The sequence below is a fragment of the Leucobacter chromiireducens genome (genome assembly GCF_003917135.1).
GTDB classification, from domain to species: Bacteria; Actinomycetota; Actinomycetes; order Actinomycetales; family Microbacteriaceae; genus Leucobacter; species Leucobacter chromiireducens_A.
The window spans coordinates 25,200-45,433 of record NZ_RPDI01000006.1 but is presented as its reverse complement, the minus strand read 5'-3'; the positions used below and the strand labels follow the sequence as shown (position 1 = coordinate 45,433).

22 protein-coding genes and 1 tRNA gene are annotated in these 20,234 nt (G+C 68.3%); 21 read left to right on the top strand and 2 right to left on the bottom strand.

Annotated features, from left to right (window positions below; genetic code table 11):
- The first annotated feature begins 25 nt into the window (after positions 1 to 25).
- The 14 genes from EGM46_RS04350 to EGM46_RS04285 all read left to right on the top strand — a co-directional run bounded on the left by EGM46_RS04350 (position 26) and on the right by EGM46_RS04285 (position 9,227).
- Positions 26 to 445, top strand: coding sequence for a hypothetical protein (locus tag EGM46_RS04350; RefSeq protein WP_125098952.1), 420 nt, complete (start codon positions 26 to 28; stop codon positions 443 to 445).
- Between the two features lie 22 nt (positions 446 to 467).
- Entirely contained in the window at positions 468 to 1,304 is an 837-nt protein-coding gene (locus EGM46_RS04345) for a MerR family transcriptional regulator (protein WP_125098951.1), read from the top strand.
- Between the two features lie 46 nt (positions 1,305 to 1,350).
- A complete protein-coding gene (locus EGM46_RS04340; protein ID WP_125098950.1) occupies positions 1,351 to 1,719 on the top strand; it encodes a hypothetical protein in 369 nt (122 codons plus the stop codon).
- A gap of 120 nt (positions 1,720 to 1,839) precedes the next feature.
- On the top strand, positions 1,840 to 2,262 hold the full coding sequence (locus tag EGM46_RS04335; protein WP_125098949.1) for a hypothetical protein: 423 nt from the start codon (positions 1,840 to 1,842) through the stop codon (positions 2,260 to 2,262).
- Entirely contained in the window at positions 2,231 to 2,485 is a 255-nt protein-coding gene (locus EGM46_RS04330; RefSeq protein WP_125099020.1) for a hypothetical protein, read from the top strand. Before EGM46_RS04335 ends, EGM46_RS04330 begins: the two co-directional genes overlap by 32 nt.
- A gap of 56 nt (positions 2,486 to 2,541) precedes the next feature.
- Positions 2,542 to 2,943, top strand: coding sequence for a zinc ribbon domain-containing protein YjdM (locus EGM46_RS04325; protein WP_125098948.1), 402 nt, complete (start codon positions 2,542 to 2,544; stop codon positions 2,941 to 2,943).
- A 97-nt stretch (positions 2,944 to 3,040) separates the two neighbouring features.
- Positions 3,041 to 3,469 carry a VOC family protein gene (locus EGM46_RS04320; RefSeq protein ID WP_125098947.1) on the top strand — a complete coding sequence of 143 codons (429 nt, stop codon included), beginning with the start codon at positions 3,041 to 3,043 and terminating at the stop codon, positions 3,467 to 3,469.
- A gap of 26 nt (positions 3,470 to 3,495) precedes the next feature.
- Complete coding sequence (locus EGM46_RS04315; RefSeq protein WP_125098946.1) at positions 3,496 to 3,996, top strand: DUF1801 domain-containing protein; 501 nt, start codon at positions 3,496 to 3,498, stop codon at positions 3,994 to 3,996.
- Positions 3,989 to 5,620 (top strand): alpha/beta hydrolase, encoded by a 1,632-nt coding sequence (locus EGM46_RS04310; RefSeq protein WP_125098945.1) that lies wholly within the window; start codon positions 3,989 to 3,991, stop codon positions 5,618 to 5,620. Before EGM46_RS04315 ends, EGM46_RS04310 begins: the two co-directional genes overlap by 8 nt.
- 64 nt (positions 5,621 to 5,684) lie before the next feature.
- Positions 5,685 to 5,894 carry a DUF4287 domain-containing protein gene (locus EGM46_RS04305; RefSeq protein ID WP_125098944.1) on the top strand — a complete coding sequence of 70 codons (210 nt, stop codon included), beginning with the start codon at positions 5,685 to 5,687 and terminating at the stop codon, positions 5,892 to 5,894.
- Positions 5,895 to 6,077: 183 nt separating this feature from the next.
- On the top strand, positions 6,078 to 6,698 hold the full coding sequence (locus EGM46_RS04300; protein ID WP_206427501.1) for a GTP pyrophosphokinase: 621 nt from the start codon (positions 6,078 to 6,080) through the stop codon (positions 6,696 to 6,698).
- A 57-nt stretch (positions 6,699 to 6,755) separates the two neighbouring features.
- Positions 6,756 to 7,574 (top strand): phosphotransferase, encoded by an 819-nt coding sequence (locus EGM46_RS04295; RefSeq protein ID WP_125098942.1) that lies wholly within the window; start codon positions 6,756 to 6,758, stop codon positions 7,572 to 7,574.
- Between the two features lie 11 nt (positions 7,575 to 7,585).
- Positions 7,586 to 8,509 (top strand): homocysteine S-methyltransferase family protein, encoded by a 924-nt coding sequence (locus EGM46_RS04290; protein ID WP_125098941.1) that lies wholly within the window; start codon positions 7,586 to 7,588, stop codon positions 8,507 to 8,509.
- A gap of 13 nt (positions 8,510 to 8,522) precedes the next feature.
- A complete protein-coding gene (locus tag EGM46_RS04285; RefSeq protein WP_241156171.1) occupies positions 8,523 to 9,227 on the top strand; it encodes a hypothetical protein in 705 nt (234 codons plus the stop codon).
- 27 nt (positions 9,228 to 9,254) lie between these two features.
- On the opposite strand, the gene EGM46_RS04280 is transcribed toward EGM46_RS04285, so the two are convergent.
- Positions 9,255 to 10,058: a CPBP family intramembrane glutamic endopeptidase gene (locus EGM46_RS04280; protein ID WP_125098940.1), complete on the bottom strand. Its 804-nt coding sequence runs from the start codon at positions 10,056 to 10,058 to the stop codon at positions 9,255 to 9,257.
- A gap of 249 nt (positions 10,059 to 10,307) precedes the next feature.
- Here EGM46_RS04280 and EGM46_RS04275 point away from each other — a divergent pair, with 249 nt between their 5' ends.
- The 4 genes from EGM46_RS04275 to EGM46_RS04260 all read left to right on the top strand — a co-directional run bounded on the left by EGM46_RS04275 (position 10,308) and on the right by EGM46_RS04260 (position 15,679).
- Positions 10,308 to 11,930 (top strand): peptide ABC transporter substrate-binding protein, encoded by a 1,623-nt coding sequence (locus tag EGM46_RS04275; protein WP_206427495.1) that lies wholly within the window; start codon positions 10,308 to 10,310, stop codon positions 11,928 to 11,930.
- A 182-nt stretch (positions 11,931 to 12,112) separates the two neighbouring features.
- Positions 12,113 to 13,039: an ABC transporter permease gene (locus EGM46_RS04270; RefSeq protein ID WP_125098939.1), complete on the top strand. Its 927-nt coding sequence runs from the start codon at positions 12,113 to 12,115 to the stop codon at positions 13,037 to 13,039.
- Positions 13,032 to 13,985: an ABC transporter permease gene (locus EGM46_RS04265; RefSeq protein ID WP_125098938.1), complete on the top strand. Its 954-nt coding sequence runs from the start codon at positions 13,032 to 13,034 to the stop codon at positions 13,983 to 13,985. Before EGM46_RS04270 ends, EGM46_RS04265 begins: the two co-directional genes overlap by 8 nt.
- Positions 13,982 to 15,679, top strand: coding sequence for a dipeptide ABC transporter ATP-binding protein (locus tag EGM46_RS04260; RefSeq protein WP_125098937.1), 1,698 nt, complete (start codon positions 13,982 to 13,984; stop codon positions 15,677 to 15,679). Before EGM46_RS04265 ends, EGM46_RS04260 begins: the two co-directional genes overlap by 4 nt.
- Before the next feature lie 334 nt (positions 15,680 to 16,013).
- Here the strand turns inward: EGM46_RS04260 and EGM46_RS04255 are convergent, their stop codons facing one another.
- Positions 16,014 to 17,204, bottom strand: a complete 1,191-nt coding sequence (locus tag EGM46_RS04255) for a multidrug effflux MFS transporter (RefSeq protein ID WP_125098936.1) — start codon at positions 17,202 to 17,204, stop codon at positions 16,014 to 16,016.
- A 153-nt stretch (positions 17,205 to 17,357) separates the two neighbouring features.
- Here EGM46_RS04255 and typA point away from each other — a divergent pair, with 153 nt between their 5' ends.
- The 3 genes from typA to EGM46_RS04240 all read left to right on the top strand — a co-directional run bounded on the left by typA (position 17,358) and on the right by EGM46_RS04240 (position 20,227).
- Positions 17,358 to 19,265: a translational GTPase TypA gene (gene typA / locus EGM46_RS04250; RefSeq protein WP_125098935.1), complete on the top strand. Its 1,908-nt coding sequence runs from the start codon at positions 17,358 to 17,360 to the stop codon at positions 19,263 to 19,265.
- 120 nt (positions 19,266 to 19,385) lie between these two features.
- Complete coding sequence (locus EGM46_RS04245; protein WP_125098934.1) at positions 19,386 to 20,054, top strand: maltokinase N-terminal cap-like domain-containing protein; 669 nt, start codon at positions 19,386 to 19,388, stop codon at positions 20,052 to 20,054.
- 96 nt (positions 20,055 to 20,150) lie between these two features.
- A tRNA-Pro gene (locus tag EGM46_RS04240) sits at positions 20,151 to 20,227 on the top strand.
- The last annotated feature ends 7 nt before the right edge of the window (positions 20,228 to 20,234 follow it).

Below are 20,234 nucleotides of genomic sequence, written 5' to 3'. Positions count from 1 at the left end.
GATTCCCGAAGGAGGGGCGCCACGGGTGGCTGGGGAAGCACCCGGTGCGGCCCCTGCGCGTAGCGGTCGCCCTCGGCGCCGTGCCGTCTGGCTTGGCGTCGGCGTCACCGCGGCGATTGCGATCGGCGCGGTGACCTGGTCGCTGTGGCCCGAGACGGACGTACGCACCGTGACGGTACTCGGCGTGGACTATACAACGAATCTGGACGTCGAGGATCACAACGGGTATCCCTACGTCACCGTGCCGGTGAACACGGTGGTGGGATCCATTGTGCTCGAGGTGTCCGACGCTGACGACACACGCACGATCCAGGACTTCCTCGCCACACTCGATACGTTGGTGCCTGGTGAACACGTGGTGTCCCTCGGCGCATCGAACTTGCACATCATCGTCGACGGGATCGCCGAGGAGCCTGCGGAGAGCCTGTCCTTGACCCTCCCGTAGGGGGAGCATGCAAGCTTGAACCATGCTGCAAATCGGAGACTTCGCGGGGATTACCGGACTGAGCGTGAAAGCGCTGCGCCACTACGGAGAGAAGGCGTTGCTGGTGCCCGAGGTGGTGGACGAGCGGTCCGGATACCGCTGGTACGCCGAGGGGCAGGTGCGCGCCGGCGCGACGATTCGTGCGATGCGGGCCGCCGGGGTGCCGCTCCCGGAAATCGCTGAGGCGCTGGGCGCGAGCTCGTCTGGAGCCGACGGGGCACTGGGTGCGCTCGAGGCCCACCGCGTCAGTGTGCTCGAGGAGCGTGCGCGGGAGGATCTTGCGCACGAAGCCGCGGTGAGCGAGCTGCGTGCACTTCGGGTGCCGGTCGACGTTGCCCTGCGGCAGCAGCCAGAACAGCACTATGTTGGGCGAGCACTGCACGCACCTGGCGACGATCTGGACGGACTCACCGACGATGATGCGAACGCGGTCTTCGGCGAGCTCTTCGAGCGTCTCGCTGGCGCGGGAATCCCGGTGAGCGGTGAGTTCTGGACGACATTGGGATCAGGCGAGAACGGTGGCGCCGCGCTCGTGGGCTGCTGGGAAGTGCCCGAATCCCTCGGTGACGAGTGGACATTCCCCGGGGACCAGGCTGGCACACTTCCACCCCGCACCGAACTCGTCGCGACGTGGCGGCCGGAGAACGGGGAAGCGCTTCCGGAGGGGGCCACGCACCCCGCGATCATCGCGCTCTTCGACGCGCTTGATGCGCGTGGGATCGAGCTGCGGCTCGGCCGCATGGAGGTTCGGCAAACGGTTCGCGGCCAGGATCCCGATGGATTCAGCGTGGAAGTGTCGGTGCGGGTCGAGGAACGCTAGCCTCGGGGGGAGACGACTGCGCCGGAGACAGCATCGGGAGGAACGCATGGGGAAGCGGAAGACGCCCGAGGAACGGGCTGCCGAAGCGGAACGCTACATCCGCGCACAGGGAGCCTGCACGGACGAGGAGTTTGAACCGTTCTTCGATGACGCGAATCAGGCCATTCGCAATGCCGCGGCGCTGAACCCCGATGCCAGCCCGGCGGTGCTCGCGCGCTTTGCACAGGACCGCTTCTGGAGTGTTCGCGTTGCCGTCGCCGAGCATCCGCGCACGAGCCGGGAGACGGTGCTCGGGCTGCTCGAGGAGAAGTCGGCCCGCCGCGGGGTGGTGCACCACGCTGCCCGAGCACGGCTCGAACGCGAGGGCGTGAGGTTCGGGGAGGACGGCCTGCCTGAGCGGCATGCCGCGGAGTGAACCGTTCGTTCGTCGCGACGTCAGCTGCACCCCATCGCAGTGTCCGAGGCGGTCGGTACACTCAGAGCACGGCCCAGATCAGTCGATTGCGGCCCTGGCTCAATCGAGAGGCGAGACACTATGGGAGCATGGGGCAGCGCACCCTGGGACACGGACGGCGCGGCGGATTGGTTCCCCGAGTTCTTTGAGGGGATTGACGCAGACGCGCGCATCGCCGAAGCGTTCGAGGCGGACGACGACTACGACCGCATTCGTGCAGCCGCCTACCTGCTCGCCGTGCTCGGTCGAGGGTACATCTGGCCCGGTGATCTGGAACGCCTCGACGCGCTCCTCGAACGTGGGATCGAGTTGCTCAGCGAGATGCTCGAGCCAGACTCCGAGTTCCGTGAGCTGTGGGAGGACGATCCCGAGGTCCTCGCCGCGGTGCGTGCCGAGCTGGCGGCGCTCGAGGCCCGTCTCGATGGCGATGCGGGTGATGATGAAGACGACGATGATGATGTGGAAGCCGGCGATGTCGACGGGGAACCCCCGGCAGGGGAGTAGCTCGGCGCTGCCGCCCGGGCTTGCGAACGACCCGTTCAGCTATCGTGTCACCGCGAGCGGGGAGCTGCGGGTGTTCCGGGGCGGTCGAACCGTGACGGTGCTCCGCGGCACCAGTGCCGAGCGCACGCTCGCGCGGCTCGGCCGAGATCCGCAGCAGGACCAGCAGGTGCTCGCGCGCGTCACGGGGAATTACCGGCGCGGCACCGAGCGGGGTAGGGTCTGAAGTCGGCCAGCCCCGAAACCGGGTGACGGTGCACCGCGAGCCCTGAGGAGGACGCCATGACTGACGAGACGCCCGAGACGACGCAGCTCCCGCCCTGCCCCGAGTGCGCGAGCGAGTACGCGTACGAGATGGGCGCGCTCCTCGTCTGCCCCATGTGCGGGCACGAGTGGGCCGCAGCGGCTGGCGACGAGGCGGCAAGCGGTGCGGACGCCGGTGCGGACGCCGACGCCGATGCGATCCGCGACTCGGTGGGCAACATCCTCGCCGACGGTGACACCGTGACCGTCGTGAAGACCGTGAAGGTGTCCGGCGGGGGCGGCGGGTCGATCAAGGCCGGCACGAAGGTGAGCGGGATCCGGCTCGCGCCGGGCGGCGCGGGCGGGCACGACATTGACGCGCGCGTGCCCGGCTTCGGGAAGATGATGCTGAAATCGAGCGTCGTACGGAAGTCGAACTAGTCCGCCGCGGAAATCTCCACGGAGGGGTTTCCTGGCGCAGCCGCACGGTGCATACTGAGCGCACGCGGCACCGTCCGCTCCGTCGAAGGGAACCATCATGACGCACACGCTGGCCACATACATTTCGCTTCCCGGCTCCACCGGCGAGGCGATGGAGCACTGGCACGAGGTGTTCGGGGGTGAGCTCGAGATCCTCCGCTACGGGGACATGCCGCCCATGCCCGACATGCCCTTCGAGCCAGACCCGAGCGCCGTCGCGCACTCGACCCTCACTCTGCCAGCCGGCATCATCGCGGGCGGCGACTCCATGGATCCCGAGACCGAGTACCCCGTGCGCGGCTCCGCGTACTCGCTGCTCTACACCACGGACACCCCGGACGAGGCGCGTGAGTACATCGCGAAGCTGCTCGCTGGCGGCGGAACCGCCGGCATGCCGTTCGAGGAGGCCCCGTGGGGCGACTGGTACGGTCAGGTATTCGACCGATACGGGGTGATGTGGTCGTTCTCGTGCAGCGCCGCTGCGTGAGGGCCTGACACGGAGGAGCACTGAGCATGGCAGTGACACAGCCAGCGAAGCCGCCAGCGAAGCAACCCGCGATGCGCCCGGGCGACGAGCCAGCCGAGCAGGTGCTCGACCGGCTCGCCGGCACCCGACGCGCGGAGGCGAACGAACTCCTCGCCATGCACCGCGAAGTGAGCGGCGAGGAGCCCATCGTCTGGGCGGGACGGATCATCGGCTTCGGTGAGGTCGGGTACGAGTACGACAGCGGGCACAGCGGGATCATGCCCGAGCTCGCGTTCGCCACCGGCAAGGCGAAGCACACGGTGTACCTGCCGTCCGGGTTCTCGACGCGGTGGCAGGACCTGCTCGGGCAGCTCGGCCCGCACACCGCGAGCGTCGGCTGCCTGTACATCACCCGCCTCGCCCGCGTGGACCTCACGGTCCTGCGCGCGGTGCTCGAACGTGCGCTCGCCGAGACCCGCGCCGGCGCTGAGGCGCAGGCCGCGGAGGGGAACGCGGCCCCGAACGAGGCCGCGCAGCCCGATGCGTAGCGCCGGCCGAGCACATCGCCTGGCCGGAATCCGCAGCGCGAGCATCGCGGGCGCGCTCGTCGCGCTGCTCGCGCTGAGCGGATGCATGGTGGGCTTCCCCGGGTGGCGCGGCTGGCCGGGCGGCGGTGCGGCAGGATCGGGGCCGGGATCCAGATCAGATTCGCCGAACAGCGCCTCGGCCTCGGCTGCGCAGGAGCGCGATTTCGCGGACCTCTACGCGCAGCGCATCGCCTGGCGCGAGTGCCTCCCCGAGGACGGCCTCGATGCGGACACCGGCGCGGAGCTCGAACGCGCGGGCTACACCCTCGCGGACATCCGCTGCGGCACGGTGCTCGCCCCGCTCGACTGGGAGGACGCTTCCGATCCGCAGCGGATCGAGCTCGCCGTCGTGCACCTCCCCGCACTGGGAACGAAACCGCTCGGCACGCTGCTCGGCAACCCGGGCGGCCCGGGCGCCACGGGCGTCGACTTCATGCTGGGCATGCCGCTGTCCCCAGGCTTCGAGCCGATCGCGCAGCGCTACGGGCTGCTGGGCTTTGACCCGCGCGGGATCGGCAACAGCACACCGCTGGATTGCGACGGCGGCGGATCCGAGATCACCGCGATCCAGATCGGCACGTGCGTGGCGACGAACCCGATCGCGCACACGATGGGCACCTCCCAGGTGGCGCGCGACATGGAGCTCATGCGCGCACTGCTCGAGGAAGAACGGCTGAGTTTCCTCGGCTACTCGTACGGCACGATGCTCGGTGCGACGTACGCCACCCTGTTCCCAGAGCGCGCGGGACGCATGGTGCTCGACAGCGCCGAGAATGCGCAGTGGGCGAGCCCCATTCACGCGTTCGACCAGGCCGCGGCCATCGCGAAGGCGACCGTCGCGCTCGCCACCTCATGCCGAACCGAGTACCGCGACGAGGTCGAGGTGTGCCCCTTCGTGGACGAGGCGAGCCTGCTCACAGTGCTCGGCGAGCTCGACGAGACACCGCTCGCGGCAACGGATGGGACACCGATCACGGGGCAGGACCTGCAGGGGTACCTCACCGACACGCTCTACCAGAGCCACTTCGAGCGCGGGCGAGCGCTGGATCGCATCGCGCTCGCCCTGTTTGGCGATCAGGACGCGGTCGACGAGATCGGTGCGGCGGTGGCGCCCGACCCCGAGGGCGGAATCGACCTCGCGATGGAGATCGTGAGCTGCCACTCGTTTCCCATCGAGCCCGACATTCCTGGCCTGCTCGCGCACATCGATGAGGCGGGCATGCCGCGGCTGCTCGGCGGCCCCGAGATCTCGGACGACACCCTTGCGCCGTTCGTCGACCTCTCCTGCTACGCGCTGCCCGAGAGCGGGCTCGACATCACCGACGCATTCCACGCGCCGGACACGGCGGAGCCGCTCCTCGTGATCGGGATCACGGGCGATCACGCGACCCCGTACCCGTACGCGAAGGAATTGGTGGACGAGCTCGGCAACGCGCGGCTGCTCACGCTTGACGGTCAGGGGCACGCCGCGTCGTACTCCGATCGCTCCTCGTGCGTCGACGAGGCGGTGACTGACTACCTCCTCGCGGGCGAGCTCCCAGCTGCTGGCGCGGTGTGCCGGGACGACGCGGCCGAGGCGAATTGAGCGGCGGCGGGGAGCACGCGTGCCGGGGTGTGCAGCGCCCGTCGCCAGGCGTAAGATCAGCGGCATGAGCGAAGCCGTCACCGGACCCAAATCGTACTTTCCCTCCATCGAGGCGAAGTACGGCAAAACGATCGACGAGTGGATCGAGCTGCTGCGCCCGCACGCGGGGGAGAAGCACATGGAGCAGGTCGCGTTTCTGAAGGAGCAGGGGATGGGGCACGGCCACGCGAACGCGCTGGTGCACGTGTTCCGGGGGGAGCACGACGGCGCATAGCCCGTGCGCCAGCTGGAATCACAGCGGCTTCCGAAGCTTCCCCAGTAGCCTGCTGCCATGAGCACCGCCGCAACCGACGTGTCCGCGCAGGACCCGGAGCCCGACTCGTCGTCGGGGCTCGCCACCGCAGAGAACGATGAGATCACGATCTCCGCGAGCGCGCTGCGCACGCTCGGCGATCAGATGCAGCGCTTCCTGCTGGAGTATCGCTTCGCTATGCAGGAGGTCGAGACGAAGCTCGCGATCCTGCGCGAGGAGTTTCTCCACATGCACGAGTACAACCCGATCGAGCACGTCTCGAGCCGGGTGAAGTCGGTCGACAGCCTCGTCGCGAAGCTCGAGCGGCGCGGGATCGGCAGCGAGTTCGACGAGATCCGGCGCGAGATCCACGACATCGCCGGTGTGCGGGTCACGTGCGCGTTCATCAATGATGTGTACCGGCTCTTCGACCTGCTCACGCAGCAGGACGACATCACCGTGCTGGAGGTGGAGGACTACATCGAGACGCCGAAGGAGAACGGTTATCAGAGCCTGCACACGATCCTCTCGATCCCCGTCTACCTCTCGACCGGCCGCGTCGACGTGCCCGTCGAGGTGCAGTTTCGCACCATCGCGATGGACTTCTGGGCGAGCCTTGAGCACAAGATCTACTACAAGTACGCGCGACAGGTTCCGGACTCGCTCACCCAGGAGCTGAAGCACGCTGCGGACACCGCGGCGGAGCTCGACACGCGGATGGAGCGCCTGCACGTGCAGCTCCACGGCGAGACGGTGCACCGGCGCCGCATCGTCCGGCAGGTCTAGCCGGGCATCAGCGCCCGGCTCGCGCGTGTCGCCCGCCCGGTGCGCTACGGTCGAAGCGTGGAGAGCGAACACCTGCCGGGCGGATCGGGCGGTGTCTGGCGGATCGCCGGCGCCGACGGAGTGACGCGCGTGCACCGGCCGACCGGCCCGTGGACCCCTGCGGTGCACGAGCTCCTCGCCCACCTCGGCGCGCGCGGGCTCGACGGCATCCCGGCGGTGCACGGCCTCGACGACGAGGGCCGCGAGGTGCTCGACTACCTTCCCGGTGAGACGCTCGACCCCGAAACGACGCAGGTCAGCGACGACGCGCTCGCGGCGGCCGCGGCCTGGCTGCGACGCTTCCACGATGCGGTGCGCGACTTCCCGCGCGAGCCGCGAGTGTGGCGTCAGGGCACGCAGACCCTCGGCCCCGGCGAGGTGATCTGCCACAACGACCCTGGACTGTACAACTGGCTGCTGCGCGACGGCGACTTCGCGGGAATGATCGATTGGGATCGCGCAGGCCCCGGCCGCCCCATCGAGGACCTCGCGTTTCTCTGCTGGTCAGGCGTGCCGCTCCTTCGCCCGATTCCGCCGGCCGATGCCGCGCGCCGCGTTGCGATCGCCGCGGCGGCCTACGGCGGGATCGAACCGGAGGAGCTGCTCGTGGCGGTCGACGCCAGGATGGAGCTCATCGCCGCGCGCTGGCGCGCCGGGCTCGAGCGCGAGGACCCCGGCACGATCGCGCTGCGCGACGGCGGCATTATGGCGCGCCACGCAGAACGCGTCGCCGGGTTCGCCGCCCGCAGCGGTGAGCTGCGCGCCCGGCTCGCGGCCGACGAGCAGGCCGGCAGCCAGACCGGCATGCCGCGCACGGCCCCGATCCCCAACGAGTAGAGGAGCATCCCATGACGCAGGACGCATCGCCGGCAGCATCGCGTGAGCACGGGGCCGCGGCGCCCCTCACCCTCGCGGATGGCGGGATCGAGACCGCGCTCATCGAGCGGCTGGGGCAGGAGCTGCCCGAGTTCGCGGCGTTCGTGCTGCTCGACACGATCGACGGGCGCGACGCGCTGCGCGAGTACTACCGGCCGTTCGTCGAACTCGCCGCGGAGCGCTCGCTGCCCCTCGTGCTCGACACGCCGACGTGGCGGGCGAACCCGGACTGGGGCGCGCGCGTCGGCGCCGATGCCGCTGCGCTGGATCGCGCGAACGCTGACGCGGTGGCGCTCGTGCGCGAGGCCGGGGGTGCGGATACGCTCGTGAACGGGTGCGTTGGGCCGCGATTCGACGACTACGTCGCGGGGGAGCGGATGACGGCGGACGAGGCGGAGGCGTACCACGCGCCGCAGGTCAGGGCGCTGGCCGAGGCTGGGGCCGATCGGGTCACCGCGGTCACCATGCTCGACGCCGCCGAGGGGATCGGCGTGGTGCGTGCCGCGCGCGCGGCGCGCGTCCCCGTCGCCGTGTCGTTCGTGGTCGGTGCCGACGGCGCACTCGCCGACGGCACCACGATCGCCGCAGCGATCGCCGCAGTGGACGAGGCGACCGATGGGTACGCCGACGGCTTCCTCGTGAACTGCGCGCACCCGAGCGAGGTCGCGCCGGGGCTGCAGAGCGGTGCGGGATCGCCCGCGGCCAATCGGATCATCGGGTTCCGGCTCAACGCGGCGCGGCACGGGGAGGAGGGCGCAGGGGACGCGCCTGCCGAGTTCGCGCGCGGTGTGCAGGGGCTGCGCGAGTTCGCCCCCAACGCCGGGCTGCTCGGCGGCTGCTGCGGCACCGACGCGCCACACATCGCCGCGCTGGCACACACTTCGGATACTGAGTAGCTAGGGTGGGGGTGTGAATAAGGACCCACTGGAGGAACTCTTCGGCCCGGCCGACGAGACGCCCGAACCCGTCCCCGCCCGCGAACGGCTCGCCTACGAGCAGGCAGAGCGTGTGCGGACCGCGCAGCTCCCTGCTGAGCGCGGTGCCAGCCGCCCGGCCGGAGCGGCGCCGCACCGCGACCGTGCTGCCCAGGCGAAGCCGTGGATCATCGTCGGCATCGTCGCCGTGCTCGCGATCGTCGCCTCGATCGTGGTCGTCAACATCGCGCGCGGCCAGGGCGAGCCCGAGCCGAGCACGCCGAAGCCAACGGCGACGCAGACCGAGGGCACGCAGCAGCCGGATCCCGAGCCCACCACGCCCGAGACCGAGCAGCCGGAGACGGAGGAGCCCGACGCCGACAAGGTGCCGAGCGTCGACGTCGGGCCGACCACCTCGTTCCCGATCGGGCCGTGGAACGCGTCCTCCGAGTGGCCGCAGCGCCTCGGCGCGGCGAGCTTCGTGATCCCGGACGCGACTCACCTCAAGCTGAGCGGCGACCTCTTCAACTCGTTCCCCGAGTCGTGCGCGGCGATGCGCACCGAGTGGGGTGCAACGAAGCAGCCGGACGGCACCTTTGCGGTCGCGAAGCCAGCGTCGCGCTGCGAGGCCGCCCCGGATCTGTACGACCAGGTGTGGGGCCTGCTCGACGCGTGGGTGAAGACCATCAAGGTCAGCTGATCCCGCGCGCGCGTTCGGGGCGTTCGGCTAGCTGCCGGGCGCCCCGAACCATGCCGGCCACAGCGCGAGCGCGAGCGGGTAGCCGGCGAAGCTCACGATGTCGAGGATCCAGTGCGCCACGACGAGCGGCACGGAGCGCCCGTAGCGGTGGTAGACCCAGCCGAACAGCAGACCCATGACGACGTTGCCGATGAAGCCGCCGAACCCCTGATACAGGTGGTAGCTGCCGCGCAGCAGCGCGCTCGACACGATCACACCGACCGTGCCGACGCCGAGACGGCGGAGCCGATCGAAGAGATACGCGACCACGATGATCTCCTCGGTGATCGCGGCTCGGAACGCGTGCAGCACGAGCACGGGCACCGTCCACCAGTACGTGTCGAGCGCGGTCGGAACGACGGTCAGGTTGATGCCGATCAGCCGGGACACGACGTAGAACGCGATCCCCGGGATCCCGATCAGCGCTGCAAGTCCGAGGCCGCCGAGCAGCTCGCGGCCCCAGCGCGTGCGGCCGCCGACGCCGAGCGCAGCGAAGTGGGGTCGCCGCGGCTGCCAGAGGAGGTACGCGACGAGCGCCACCGGCGCGAGCGCGAACGAGAATCCGAGCAGCTGGTACACGAGGTCGAAGCCGGGGCGGTCCGAGAGCGCCCGGTTGATCGTCTGCGTCTGCTCGGCAAGCGCCGTGTCGCGGGTGAGCGAATCGGCGAGCGAGACGATCGCGTAGATCGCGGACGCGCCGAACGAGAGCGCGAGGACGATCCCGATCTCCCAGCGGAGTCGCGTGCGCGCGGTGGCGGTCTGGGCGAGGGGCGGAAGGGGGGATCTGCTCACCGGCTCAGCGTAGCGCGCGCGGTGGCGGCGCGCCGTGTTGCTGATATGTACAGAATCTTTCCCAAACTCCGGCGTCGCTATTGCTGGGAACTACAGTTCTCGGTCACGAAGCAATTACGGCTGCTCCAAATTTTTTGGTGCGCCCGCCTCGGTCGATAGGCTGGGCGGGATTACATCGAGTCCCGGGGATGGGTCGGATTCACCTTGTCGTGTCCGCCTCCTTTGGGGAAACGTTCAAGGAGGAAACAAGTGAAGCGATCACGGATGGGCCTGAGCTTCATCGCTCTGGCTGCCGCAGGCGCGCTCGCCCTGTCGGGCTGCACGTCGGGTGGGGGATCGGACAATGGCGGCGACGCTGCCGCGAGTGATGCGATCATCACGACCAACGGGTCGGAGCCGCAGAACCCGCTTATCGCCACGAACACCAACGAGGTGGGCGGCGGAAAGATCCTCGACCAGATCTTCGCTGGTCTCGTCTACTACGATGCAGAGGGCGCGGCGCACAACGACATCGCAACCTCCATCGAGTCCGACGACGCGATCAACTACACCATCACGATCCGCGACGACGCGACGTTCACCGATGGCACCCCCGTCAAGGCCGAGAACTTTGTGAAGGCATGGAACTACGGTGCGGACGCTGACAACGCGCAGCTCAACAGCTACTTCTTCGAGGACATCGAGGGCTTCAGCTACGAGGAGAGCGTCAAGGAGCTGCCCGGCCTGAAGGTTGTGGACGACACCAGCTTCACCGTCAAGCTCAACAAGGCGGCGTCGGACTTCCCGCAGCGCCTCGGCTACTCGGCCTTCTACCCGCTGCCTGACTCGGCGTTCGAGGACATGGCCGCGCAGGGCGAAAACCCCGTCGCCAACGGCCCGTACAAGCTGGCCGGCGAGGACGCCTGGCAGCACGACGAGCAGATCGAGCTCGTCGTGAACGAGGACTACAACGGCCCGCGCAAGCCGGTCAACGGTGGCCTGACGATCAAGTTCTACGCGACCCAGGACGCGTCGTACTCCGATCTGCTCGGCGGCAACGTCGACGTGATCGACCAGATCCCCGAGACCCAGCTCGCCAACTTCCAGGATGACCTGGGCGACCGCGCGGTGAACCAGCCTGCGGCGATCTTCCAGTCCTTCACCATCCCGGCGAACGACGCGCGCTTCGAGGGTGAGGCTGGCAAGCTCCGTCGCCAGGCGCTCTCGATGTCGATCAACCGTGAGCAGATCACCGACAAGATCTTCGACGGCACCCGTACCCCCGCGAGCGACTTCACCTCGCCCGTCATCGACGGCTGGAGCGACTCGCTCAAGGGCGCTGAGGTGCTCGAGTACAACCCCGAAGAGGCCAAGAAGCTCTGGGCCGAGGCTGAGAAGCTCTCGCCGTGGGAGGGCACCTTCGAGATCGCGTACAACTCTGACGGCGGCCACCAGGCGTGGGTCGACGCAGTGTCGAACAGCATCTCGTCGACGCTCGACATCGACGCAGCAGGCAAGGCATACCCGAAGTTCGACGTGCTGCGTGAGGAAGTCACCAACCGCACGATCAAGACGGCGTTCCGCACCGGCTGGCAGGCCGACTACCCGGGTCTGTTCAACTTCCTCGGACCGTTGTACGCAAGCAACGCGTCGTCGAACGACGGTGACTACTCGAACCCGAAGTTCGACGAGCTCGTCACCGCTGGTTCGGTGGAGACCGACCCCGCAAAGGCAAACGAGAAGTTCCAGGAGGCACAGGAAGTGCTGCTCCAGGACCTCCCGGCCTTCCCGCTCTGGTACTCGAACGTGAACGGTGGCTACGGCGAGTCCGTGGACAACGTTGAGTTCGGCTGGAACTCGGTTCCGCTGTACCACGAGATCACCAAGAAGTAACCCTTCTGACGCAGGCCCCGGGGTACGCCCCGGGGCCTGCGCCGTGCCGCTCGACTACCCGTCGGGCGGCACGGCCCCCAATTTGCACACCTGTGACACCGACGTCAAAAGGTGTGCCGCGCACTACAACTGCGAGAGAATACCCACATGCATAGCTCAGTCGAGCGGGGGAGGGCCAGCACATGCTGAGATACATCCTTTTCCGCCTCCTTCAAGTGATCCCGGTTCTGCTGGGCACCACGTTCCTCATCTACTTCATGGTCTTCGCCATGCCGGGCGACCCCATCCTCGCGATGTTCGGCGACAAGACGCCGGACCCCGCGATCCTCGAGCGGCTCCGCGAGCAGTACAACCTCGATCAGCCCTTCATCGTCCAGTACTTCCTCTACCTGAAGGGCGTCCTCGTCGGCGACTTCGGTATGAGCTTCGCGGGCCAGCCCGTTTCGGAGATCCTGGCGCGCACCTTCCCGGTGACGATCAAGCTCGCCGCGATGGCGATCGTGATCGAGCTCATCCTCGCGATCACCATTGGCCTCATCTCGGGCCTGCGCAAGGGCAAGCTGTTCGATAACGTGAACCTCATCATCGGCCTGCTCTTCATGAGCATCCCGATCTTCGTCATCGCGTTCATCGCGCAGTGGGGGCTCGGCATCAAGCTCGGCTGGTTCCGCACCACGGTGGGCACCGGCGCTCCGGTGCAGGATCTCCTCCTGCCGGCGATCGTGCTGGGCGTCAGCCTCTACGCGACGAGCATGCGCCTCACCCGAGCCTCCGTGATCGACACGCTCAACCAGGACTTCGTGCGCACCGCGTACGCCAAGGGCCTGAGCCGCGGCCGAGTCGTTCCCGTGCACGTGCTGCGCAACTCGCTGATCCCCACGATCACGAACACTGCGACCGACTTCGGTGTGCTCATGGTGGGTGCGACCGTCACGGAGGGCATCTTCAACGTCCCCGGCGTCGGCAACGCACTCTTCAACGCGATCCTGAAGGGCGACAACTCGCTGGTCGTCTCGTTCGTCACGTTCATGGTGCTCATCTACCTCGGCGTGAACCTGATCGTCGACCTGCTGTACGCCGTACTTGACCCGAGGATCCGCTATGCCTGAGCCGCAGAACCCGAAAATGGAGCACTTCGTCGCACCGTTCGACGAGACGCCGGTGGCCGCGGTCGACGCGGTGGTCGTCAAGGAGCAGAAGTCGAACCTCTGGCTCGACGCCTGGCGCGACATGCGCGGCCGTCCAATGTTCTGGATCTCCGCCGTGATCATCCTTGTCGTGATCGTGGTGTCGCTCTTCCCCTCGCTCTTCACGAACGTTGATCCGCGCGCGGCCGACCTTGGCATGTCCAAGGAGGGCCCGACGGACGGGCACCCGCTCGGCTTCACCGCGCAGGGCCAGGACATCTACTCGCGCCTCATCTACGGCACCTCCACGTCCGTGTCCGTCGGCCTGCTGGTGATCATGATCACCTTCGTCGGCGGCGTGATCGCTGGCTCGCTCGCCGGCTACTTCGGCGGCTGGGTGGACACCGTGCTCTCGCGCGTCGGTGACATCTTCTTCTCGATCCCCTACATCCTGGCAGCGGTCATCGTGATGACGGTGTTCCAGGAGCACCGCACGCCGCTCGTGATCGCGTTCGCGATTGGTGGGTTCTCGTGGCCGGTGTCCGCGCGTATTCTGCGCTCGGAGATCCTCCGCGTGAAGAACGCTGACTTCGTGATGGCATCCACCGCGCTCGGGCTGTCGAAGCTGAAGACGCTCGTGCGTCATGTGCTCCCGAACTCGATCGCACCGCTCATCGTCGTCACGACGCTGTCGCTGTCGGCCGCGATCGTTGCCGAGGCGGTCCTCTCGTTCCTCGGTGTCGGCCTCCCGCCCGCGGATTACATCAGCTGGGGCAACGACATTTCCGCGGCCCAGCGTGACCTCCGCAACGACCCGCAGATCCTCCTCTATCCGTCTCTCGCGCTCGCGACCACCGTCCTCGGCTTTGTCATGCTGGGCGAGGTTGTTCGCGACGCACTCGATCCGAAGGCGAGGGCACAGCGATGAGCGAGCAGCAGCCAATTCTCAGTGTCCGTGATCTCCGCGTCGAATTCGGGACGAAGAAGGAGCGCCGCGAGGTGCTCCACGGGGTCGGGTTCGACGTGTTCCCTGGCGAGACCGTTGCGATCGTTGGCGAGTCCGGTTCCGGCAAGTCGACGACCATGCACGCGGTGATCAACCTCCTGCCCGGCACGGGCAAGATCACCGGCGGCTCCGTCGAGTGGAAGGGCCGCGACCTCGTCGGGATCGGCCGCAAGGAGATGGAAACGCTGCGGGGCCGCGAGATCGGTCTCGTCCCGCAGGATCCGATGTCCAACCTCAACCCGGTGTGGTCGGTCGGCTTCCAGGTCGAGGAGGCCATCCGCGCGAACGGTCTCGCGAAGGGTAAGAAGGAGGTGCGCGAGCGCGCCGTCCAGGTGCTCGAGCAAGCCGGCCTGCAGAACGCCGAGCAGCGCATGAAGCAGTACCCCCACCAGTTCTCGGGCGGGATGAAGCAGCGCGCGCTGATCGGGATCGGGCTGTCCGCTGAACCCGATCTGCTGATCGCTGACGAGCCGACCTCCGCGCTTGATGTCACCGTGCAGCGCGTGGTGCTTGACCACCTGGAGAAGCTCACCACCGAGCTCGGCACCGCGGTGGTGTTCATCACCCACGACCTCGGCCTCGCTGCCGAGCGTGCGGAGAAGCTCATCGTGATGTACCAGGGCAACATCGTGGAGTCCGGGCCGAGCCGCGAGATTCTGCAGCACCCGCAGCACCCGTACACGAAGCGTCTCGTGTCCGCCGCGCCGAGCCTGGCTTCCCGCCGGATCGGCGACGGCGCCTCGTTGCCGACGGCTCCCACGGAGACGTTCGATCTCTCGGCGCTCGCCGAGGGGGAGAAGCGAGCCCACGTCGCGGACGAGCCGGTGATCGAGGTCTCCGACCTCGGGAAGGTCTACAAGATCCGCAAGGGCAACTTCGGGTCAGAGGACTTCCACGCGGTCTCCGGGGCCACGTTCACGGTGAACCGTGGCGAGACGATGGCCCTCGTCGGCGAGTCGGGCTCCGGCAAGTCGACGATCGCGAAGATGGTGCTGCAGCTCGAGGAGCCAACGAGCGGCTCCGTCCGCATTGCTGGCAAGGAGACCCGCGGCATGTCTGCGCGCGAGCTCTTCCAGCTGCGCTCGACCCTGCAGCCCGTGTTCCAGGATCCCTACGGCTCGCTGGACCCGCTCCACAACATCGGCAACACCATCATGGAGCCGTTGAAGATCCACGGGGTCGGCGACGCGGCGAGCCGGCAGGCGCGCATGCTCGAACTGCTCGACCAGGTGGCGCTGCCGCGTGAACTCGCGACCCGCTACCCGAACGAGCTCTCGGGCGGTCAGCGTCAGCGCGTCGCGGTGGCCCGCGGCCTGGCCCTCAAGCCGGACATCCTCGTGCTCGATGAGGCGGTCTCCGCGCTCGATGTGCTCGTGCAGGCCCAGATCCTCGATCTCCTCGCGGAGCTGCAGCGCGAGCTGGGCCTCACGTACCTGTTCATCACGCACGACCTCGCGGTGGTGCGGTTGATCGCGGACCGCGTCTGCGTCATGCAGCAGGGCAAGATCGTGGAGCAGGCGACCACCAACGAGGTGTTCGAGAACCCGCAGGAGGAGTACACGAAGAACCTCCTCGCGGCGATCCCTGGTGCGAACATCGAGCTGGGGATCAGCTAGCACGGTGTGACCCGAAACGCCTCGGGGCAGGTCGTCGACTGGCGGCCTGCCCCGAGGCGTTTCTGCGTGCGGCTGGCGGGTATGTCTGGGTGCGGCCGGCGGGTGTTTCAGGGTGGGCTCCCTCGAACTTAGTGAGACCTCGCACCGCTTTGCCCGCCGCGTATCGACTCAAACCCCTACTAAATGGGAGTTTGAGTCGGTTGGGCCGCTCGGGCCCTACGGGCCCGTAGGGCCCGTCGAGCCGGTTGCCCGGGTCTCGCCGAGCTCAGCGGATCAACCCCCAACAAAGTGAGGGTCTGGGCCGGTATCGCACCAGCCAAGCGGATTAGAGCCGCTACGATTCCGCGCGGCGCGCGACGACCGCGCCCACCACCGCAAGCGCGGCCACCGCCAGCACGAACAGTGCCATGGGCAGCGCCGTGTGCTCGCCCCACGCCCCGACAATCGGAGAGGCGAGGCCGCCGACGGCGAACTGGGCGGCGCCGAGCAGCGCCGATCCCGCGCCGCGTGCCTCGCGTGCCCGTGCGAGCGCGAGCGCGCTCGCGTTGGACATGATGAAGCCGGTGCCGCCCGTGAGCGTGAACGCGCAGACGGTGAACGCGATCGGTGTGAGCGCGCCAGCAAGCGTGAGCACCGTCAGCGCGGCGCCAGCGGCGACCGCCAGCAGGGTGCCGAGCAGCAGCATGCGCGTCGGCGGCACCCGCCCGGCCAGCCGCGCATTGATCGTGTTCGCCGTGATCATCGCGAGCGCGCCGAGCGCGAAGGCCAGCGAGTACACGAACGGCGACATGCCGAGTACCACCTGGCCGACGAACGGCGAGGCCGAGATGTACGCCATCATCCCGCCGAAACCGAGCCCGAAGACGCTCATGAGGAGGAGGAACGTGCGATCGCGCAGGAGCTTTCCGAAGTTCCGCACGGCGCTCATGAGGCCGCCTGCGTGGCGCAGTGCACGCGGAAGCGACTCGGGGATGAGGAGCGCGGCGAGCACGAGCATCGCGACCGCGAGGAACGCGAGCGCCGCGAGCACCATCCGCCAGTCGGAGACCGCGGCGATCGCGCCGCCGATCGGGGGAGCGAGGAGCGGGCCGAGCCCGACGAACAGGGCGATGAGGCTGATCGCGCGGATCGACTCGGCGCCCTCGGTGAGGTCGACGGCGATGGCGCGCGAGATCACCACGCCGGCCGCGCCGGCGAAGCCCTGCACGAACCGCAGCGCGATCAGCACCTCGATGCTCGGCGAGAAGACCATGGCGATGCTCGTCGCGGCGAACACCGCGAGCGCGGCGAGCAGGATCCGGCGGCGCCCGTGCTGGTCCGAGAGCGGGCCGAGCACCAGCTGTCCGGCGCCCATGCCGAGCAGGAACGCGGTCAGCGTGAGCTGCACGGACGAGGCCGGTGCGCCGAGATCCCGCGCGATGCTCGTGAAGGAGGACAGATACATGTCCGTGGCGAAGGGGCCAGTTGCCGCGAGAAACGAGAGGACCGCGAGCAGACCGCGGGTGAACTTCGGTCGGGCGCTCATCCTCGAATCATATATGATCTGGAGTGTGCGGTCGCGTCTGCGATCCGCTAAAATAGTGCGTCGGCTTCTTCGGCGCCGTTTGGGGGAACGCCCCGCGGTGCCCGGCACCCCGCCGTGTCGACGACCCGTTCGTCACGTTAGGACACCACCTCTATGGCTCTCGCTACTCGCGAAGACCTCCGCAATGTCGCCATCGTCGCACACGTCGACCACGGCAAGACCACGCTCGTCGACGCCATGCTGCGCCAGACCAACTCCTTCGACGCGCACGCTGAGGTCGACGACCGGGTCATGGACTCGAACGATCTCGAGCGCGAGAAGGGCATCACGATCCTCGCGAAGAACACCGCGATCACGTACGAGGGTGAGCACGCCAAGAACGGCCCCATCGTCATCAACGTGGTCGACACCCCCGGTCACGCCGACTTCGGTGGCGAGGTGGAGCGCGCGCTCTCCATGGTGGACGGTGTCGTGCTGCTTGTCGACTCCTCCGAGGGCCCGCTGCCGCAGACCCGCTTCGTGCTGCGCAAGGCGCTCGAGGCGAAGCTCCCCGTGATCCTCGCGGTCAACAAGACCGACCGCCCCGACGCGCGCATCGAGGCCGTCGAGGGTGAGGCGCAGGATCTGCTGCTCGGCCTCGCATCTGATCTCTCGGAGGACAACCCCGAGATCGACGTCGACGCCGTGCTCGACGTCCCCACCGTCTACCTCTCGGGCCGCGCGGGCGCCGCGAGCCACACCCGCCCCGCGGACGGCTCGTTGCCCGACAACGAGACCCTCGAGCCGCTCTTCGAGACCATCCTCGAGCGCGTGCCCGCACCCACCTACGATGACACGCACCCGCTGCAGGCGCACGTCACGAACCTCGACTCCTCGCCGTTCCTCGGACGCATCGCGCTGCTCCGCGTGCACAACGGCTGGATCAAGAAGGGTCAGAACGTCGCCTGGGTGAAGCACGACGGCTCCGTCGCGAACGTGCGCATCACCGAGCTCATGCTCACCAAGGCGCTCACCCGTTACCCGGCCGAGCAGGCCGGCCCCGGCGACATCGTTGCGATCGCTGGCATCGAGGACATCACCATCGGCGAGACGATCGCTGACGCCGATGATGTGCGCCCGCTCCCGACCATCACGGTCGACGAGCCCGCGATCTCGATGACCATCGGTGCGAACACCTCGCCGCTCGTCGGCAAGGTGAAGGGTCACAAGCTCACCGCGCGCATGATCAAGGACCGCCTCGATCGCGAGCTCATCGGTAACGTCTCGCTGAAGGTCGTCGACACCGAGCGTCCCGACGCGTGGGAGGTGCAGGGCCGAGGGGAACTCGCCCTCGCGATCCTGGTCGAGAACATGCGCCGCGAGGGCTTCGAGCTCACCGTCGGCAAGCCGCAGGTCGTCACGAAGCAGGTCGACGGCAAGACGCACGAGCCGTACGAGCACCTCACGATCGATACGCCCGAGGAGCACCTTGGCGCGATCACTCAGCTCCTCGCGGCGCGCAAGGGCCGCATGGAGAACATGGTGAACAACGGCACCGGCTGGGTGCGCATGGAGTTCATCGTGCCCTCGCGCGGTCTCATCGGCTTCCGCTCGGAGTTCATGACGCTCACCCGCGGCACGGGCATCGCCAACGCGATCGCTCACGGCTACGGTGAGTGGGCCGGTGTCATCACGACGCGCAACAACGGCTCGATCGTCGCCGACCGCGCCGGCGTGGTCACCCCGTTCGCGATCATCAACCTGCAGGAGCGCATGTCGTTCTTCGTGCAGCCGCAGGCTGAGGTCTACGAGGGCATGGTCATCGGTGAGAACTCGCGCTCCGAGGATATGGACGTGAACATCACCAAGGAGAAGAAGCTCACGAACATGCGTTCGGCGAACGCTGACACCTTCGAGTCGATGACGCCCCCGCGCGTGCTGACCCTCGAGGAGTGCCTGGAGTTCGCCCGCGAGGACGAATGCGTCGAGGTGACCCCCGAGAACGTGCGCATCCGCAAGGTGGAGCTCGACGCGAACGCGCGTGCCCGCTCCGCATCGCGTCAGAAGAACTCGGGCAAGTAAGCTCGGGATCGCTGCCGCGGCATCCGCCGCGGTGCACGCAGCGCCCCATTCGCCGCAAGGCGGCTGGGGCGCTGCGCCGTTTTCTGGGCGCATCTGGATGCGGGAGCGTAGGATCGGGCCATGGGACTCATTTACGACACCACCATGTCTCCGTCAAAGCTTGAGCTGCTTGCCGCGTGGCTTCCCACCCGCCCCTGGTTTGCGGGCGACGTGTCGGCGCTCACGAAGGTGGCGGCCTACCGCTACGACGACCCCGAGGGCGAGGTGGGCATCGAGGGTCACCTGCTCACCGCTGGCGATCGTACGATCTACCACGTGCCCCTCACGTATCGCGGGGCGCCGCTGCAGGACGGCGAGGAGTTCCTGCTCGACACGTCGGCTCACGGGGTGCTCGGCACGCGCTGGATCTCGGATGCGGTGGGGGATCCGGTCTTCCGCACGGTGATCGCCGAGGCGATCGCGCACGGCCGCGCTGGCGTCGAGGAGATGCGGGTCTCGGCGTCTGGCGAGCAGTCGCCGATTGCGCCGACGAGCGCCGTCGCAGGCACGGGATCGCCCGACCGCGCCGTGCCCGAGCTGTGGGCGGCGTCGGTCTCCGGGCTCGGCAGTGAGAGTATCGCGGACACCGGCTTCGCCACGCTGCGCGTGCGCCACGTGCTCGACGCTGCGGCGCTCGCCGGGGGAGCGGAGCCAGCGCCGGGCGGCGAGCAGCTGTCGCTTCGGGTCACCTGGGACGGGCAGCTCACGCCCGTTACAGTCGCGACGCTCAGCGCTGTCGCGCCCGAGTAGGCGGTCGGCCCGGGCGCGGGCCGCGCCCGGGCGGCTCACGATTTCCCAGTTTGCCGCCGGACCCGATAGAGTAGTCCCTGCGTGAAAGCGCAGAATCGGGATGTGGCGCAGCTTGGTAGCGCACGTCGTTCGGGACGACGGGGTCGCAGGTTCAAATCCTGTCATCCCGACCACGAAAGC

Excerpts from the sequence above, each read along its gene's own strand:
- EGM46_RS04270 (WP_125098939.1), top strand. The coding sequence starts at position 12,113 with ATGCTGAGATACATCCTTTTCCGCCTCCTTCAAGTGATCCCGGTTCTG.
- EGM46_RS04325 (WP_125098948.1), top strand. The coding sequence starts at position 2,542 with ATGACTGACGAGACGCCCGAGACGACGCAGCTCCCGCCCTGCCCCGAG.
- EGM46_RS04315 (WP_125098946.1), top strand. The coding sequence starts at position 3,496 with ATGGCAGTGACACAGCCAGCGAAGCCGCCAGCGAAGCAACCCGCGATG.
- EGM46_RS04335 (WP_125098949.1), top strand. The coding sequence starts at position 1,840 with ATGGGAGCATGGGGCAGCGCACCCTGGGACACGGACGGCGCGGCGGAT.
- EGM46_RS04345 (WP_125098951.1), top strand. The coding sequence starts at position 468 with ATGCTGCAAATCGGAGACTTCGCGGGGATTACCGGACTGAGCGTGAAA.
- EGM46_RS04260 (WP_125098937.1), top strand. The coding sequence starts at position 13,982 with ATGAGCGAGCAGCAGCCAATTCTCAGTGTCCGTGATCTCCGCGTCGAA.
- EGM46_RS04245 (WP_125098934.1), top strand. The coding sequence starts at position 19,386 with ATGGGACTCATTTACGACACCACCATGTCTCCGTCAAAGCTTGAGCTG.
- EGM46_RS04330 (WP_125099020.1), top strand. The coding sequence starts at position 2,231 with ATGTCGACGGGGAACCCCCGGCAGGGGAGTAGCTCGGCGCTGCCGCCC.
- EGM46_RS04290 (WP_125098941.1), top strand. The coding sequence starts at position 7,586 with ATGACGCAGGACGCATCGCCGGCAGCATCGCGTGAGCACGGGGCCGCG.
- EGM46_RS04300 (WP_206427501.1), top strand. The coding sequence starts at position 6,078 with ATGCAGCGCTTCCTGCTGGAGTATCGCTTCGCTATGCAGGAGGTCGAG.
- EGM46_RS04310 (WP_125098945.1), top strand. The coding sequence starts at position 3,989 with ATGCGTAGCGCCGGCCGAGCACATCGCCTGGCCGGAATCCGCAGCGCG.
- EGM46_RS04255 (WP_125098936.1), bottom strand. The coding sequence starts at position 17,204 with ATGAGCGCCCGACCGAAGTTCACCCGCGGTCTGCTCGCGGTCCTCTCG.
- typA (WP_125098935.1), top strand. The coding sequence starts at position 17,358 with ATGGCTCTCGCTACTCGCGAAGACCTCCGCAATGTCGCCATCGTCGCA.
- EGM46_RS04340 (WP_125098950.1), top strand. The coding sequence starts at position 1,351 with ATGGGGAAGCGGAAGACGCCCGAGGAACGGGCTGCCGAAGCGGAACGC.
- EGM46_RS04305 (WP_125098944.1), top strand. The coding sequence starts at position 5,685 with ATGAGCGAAGCCGTCACCGGACCCAAATCGTACTTTCCCTCCATCGAG.
- EGM46_RS04320 (WP_125098947.1), top strand. The coding sequence starts at position 3,041 with ATGACGCACACGCTGGCCACATACATTTCGCTTCCCGGCTCCACCGGC.
- EGM46_RS04265 (WP_125098938.1), top strand. The coding sequence starts at position 13,032 with ATGCCTGAGCCGCAGAACCCGAAAATGGAGCACTTCGTCGCACCGTTC.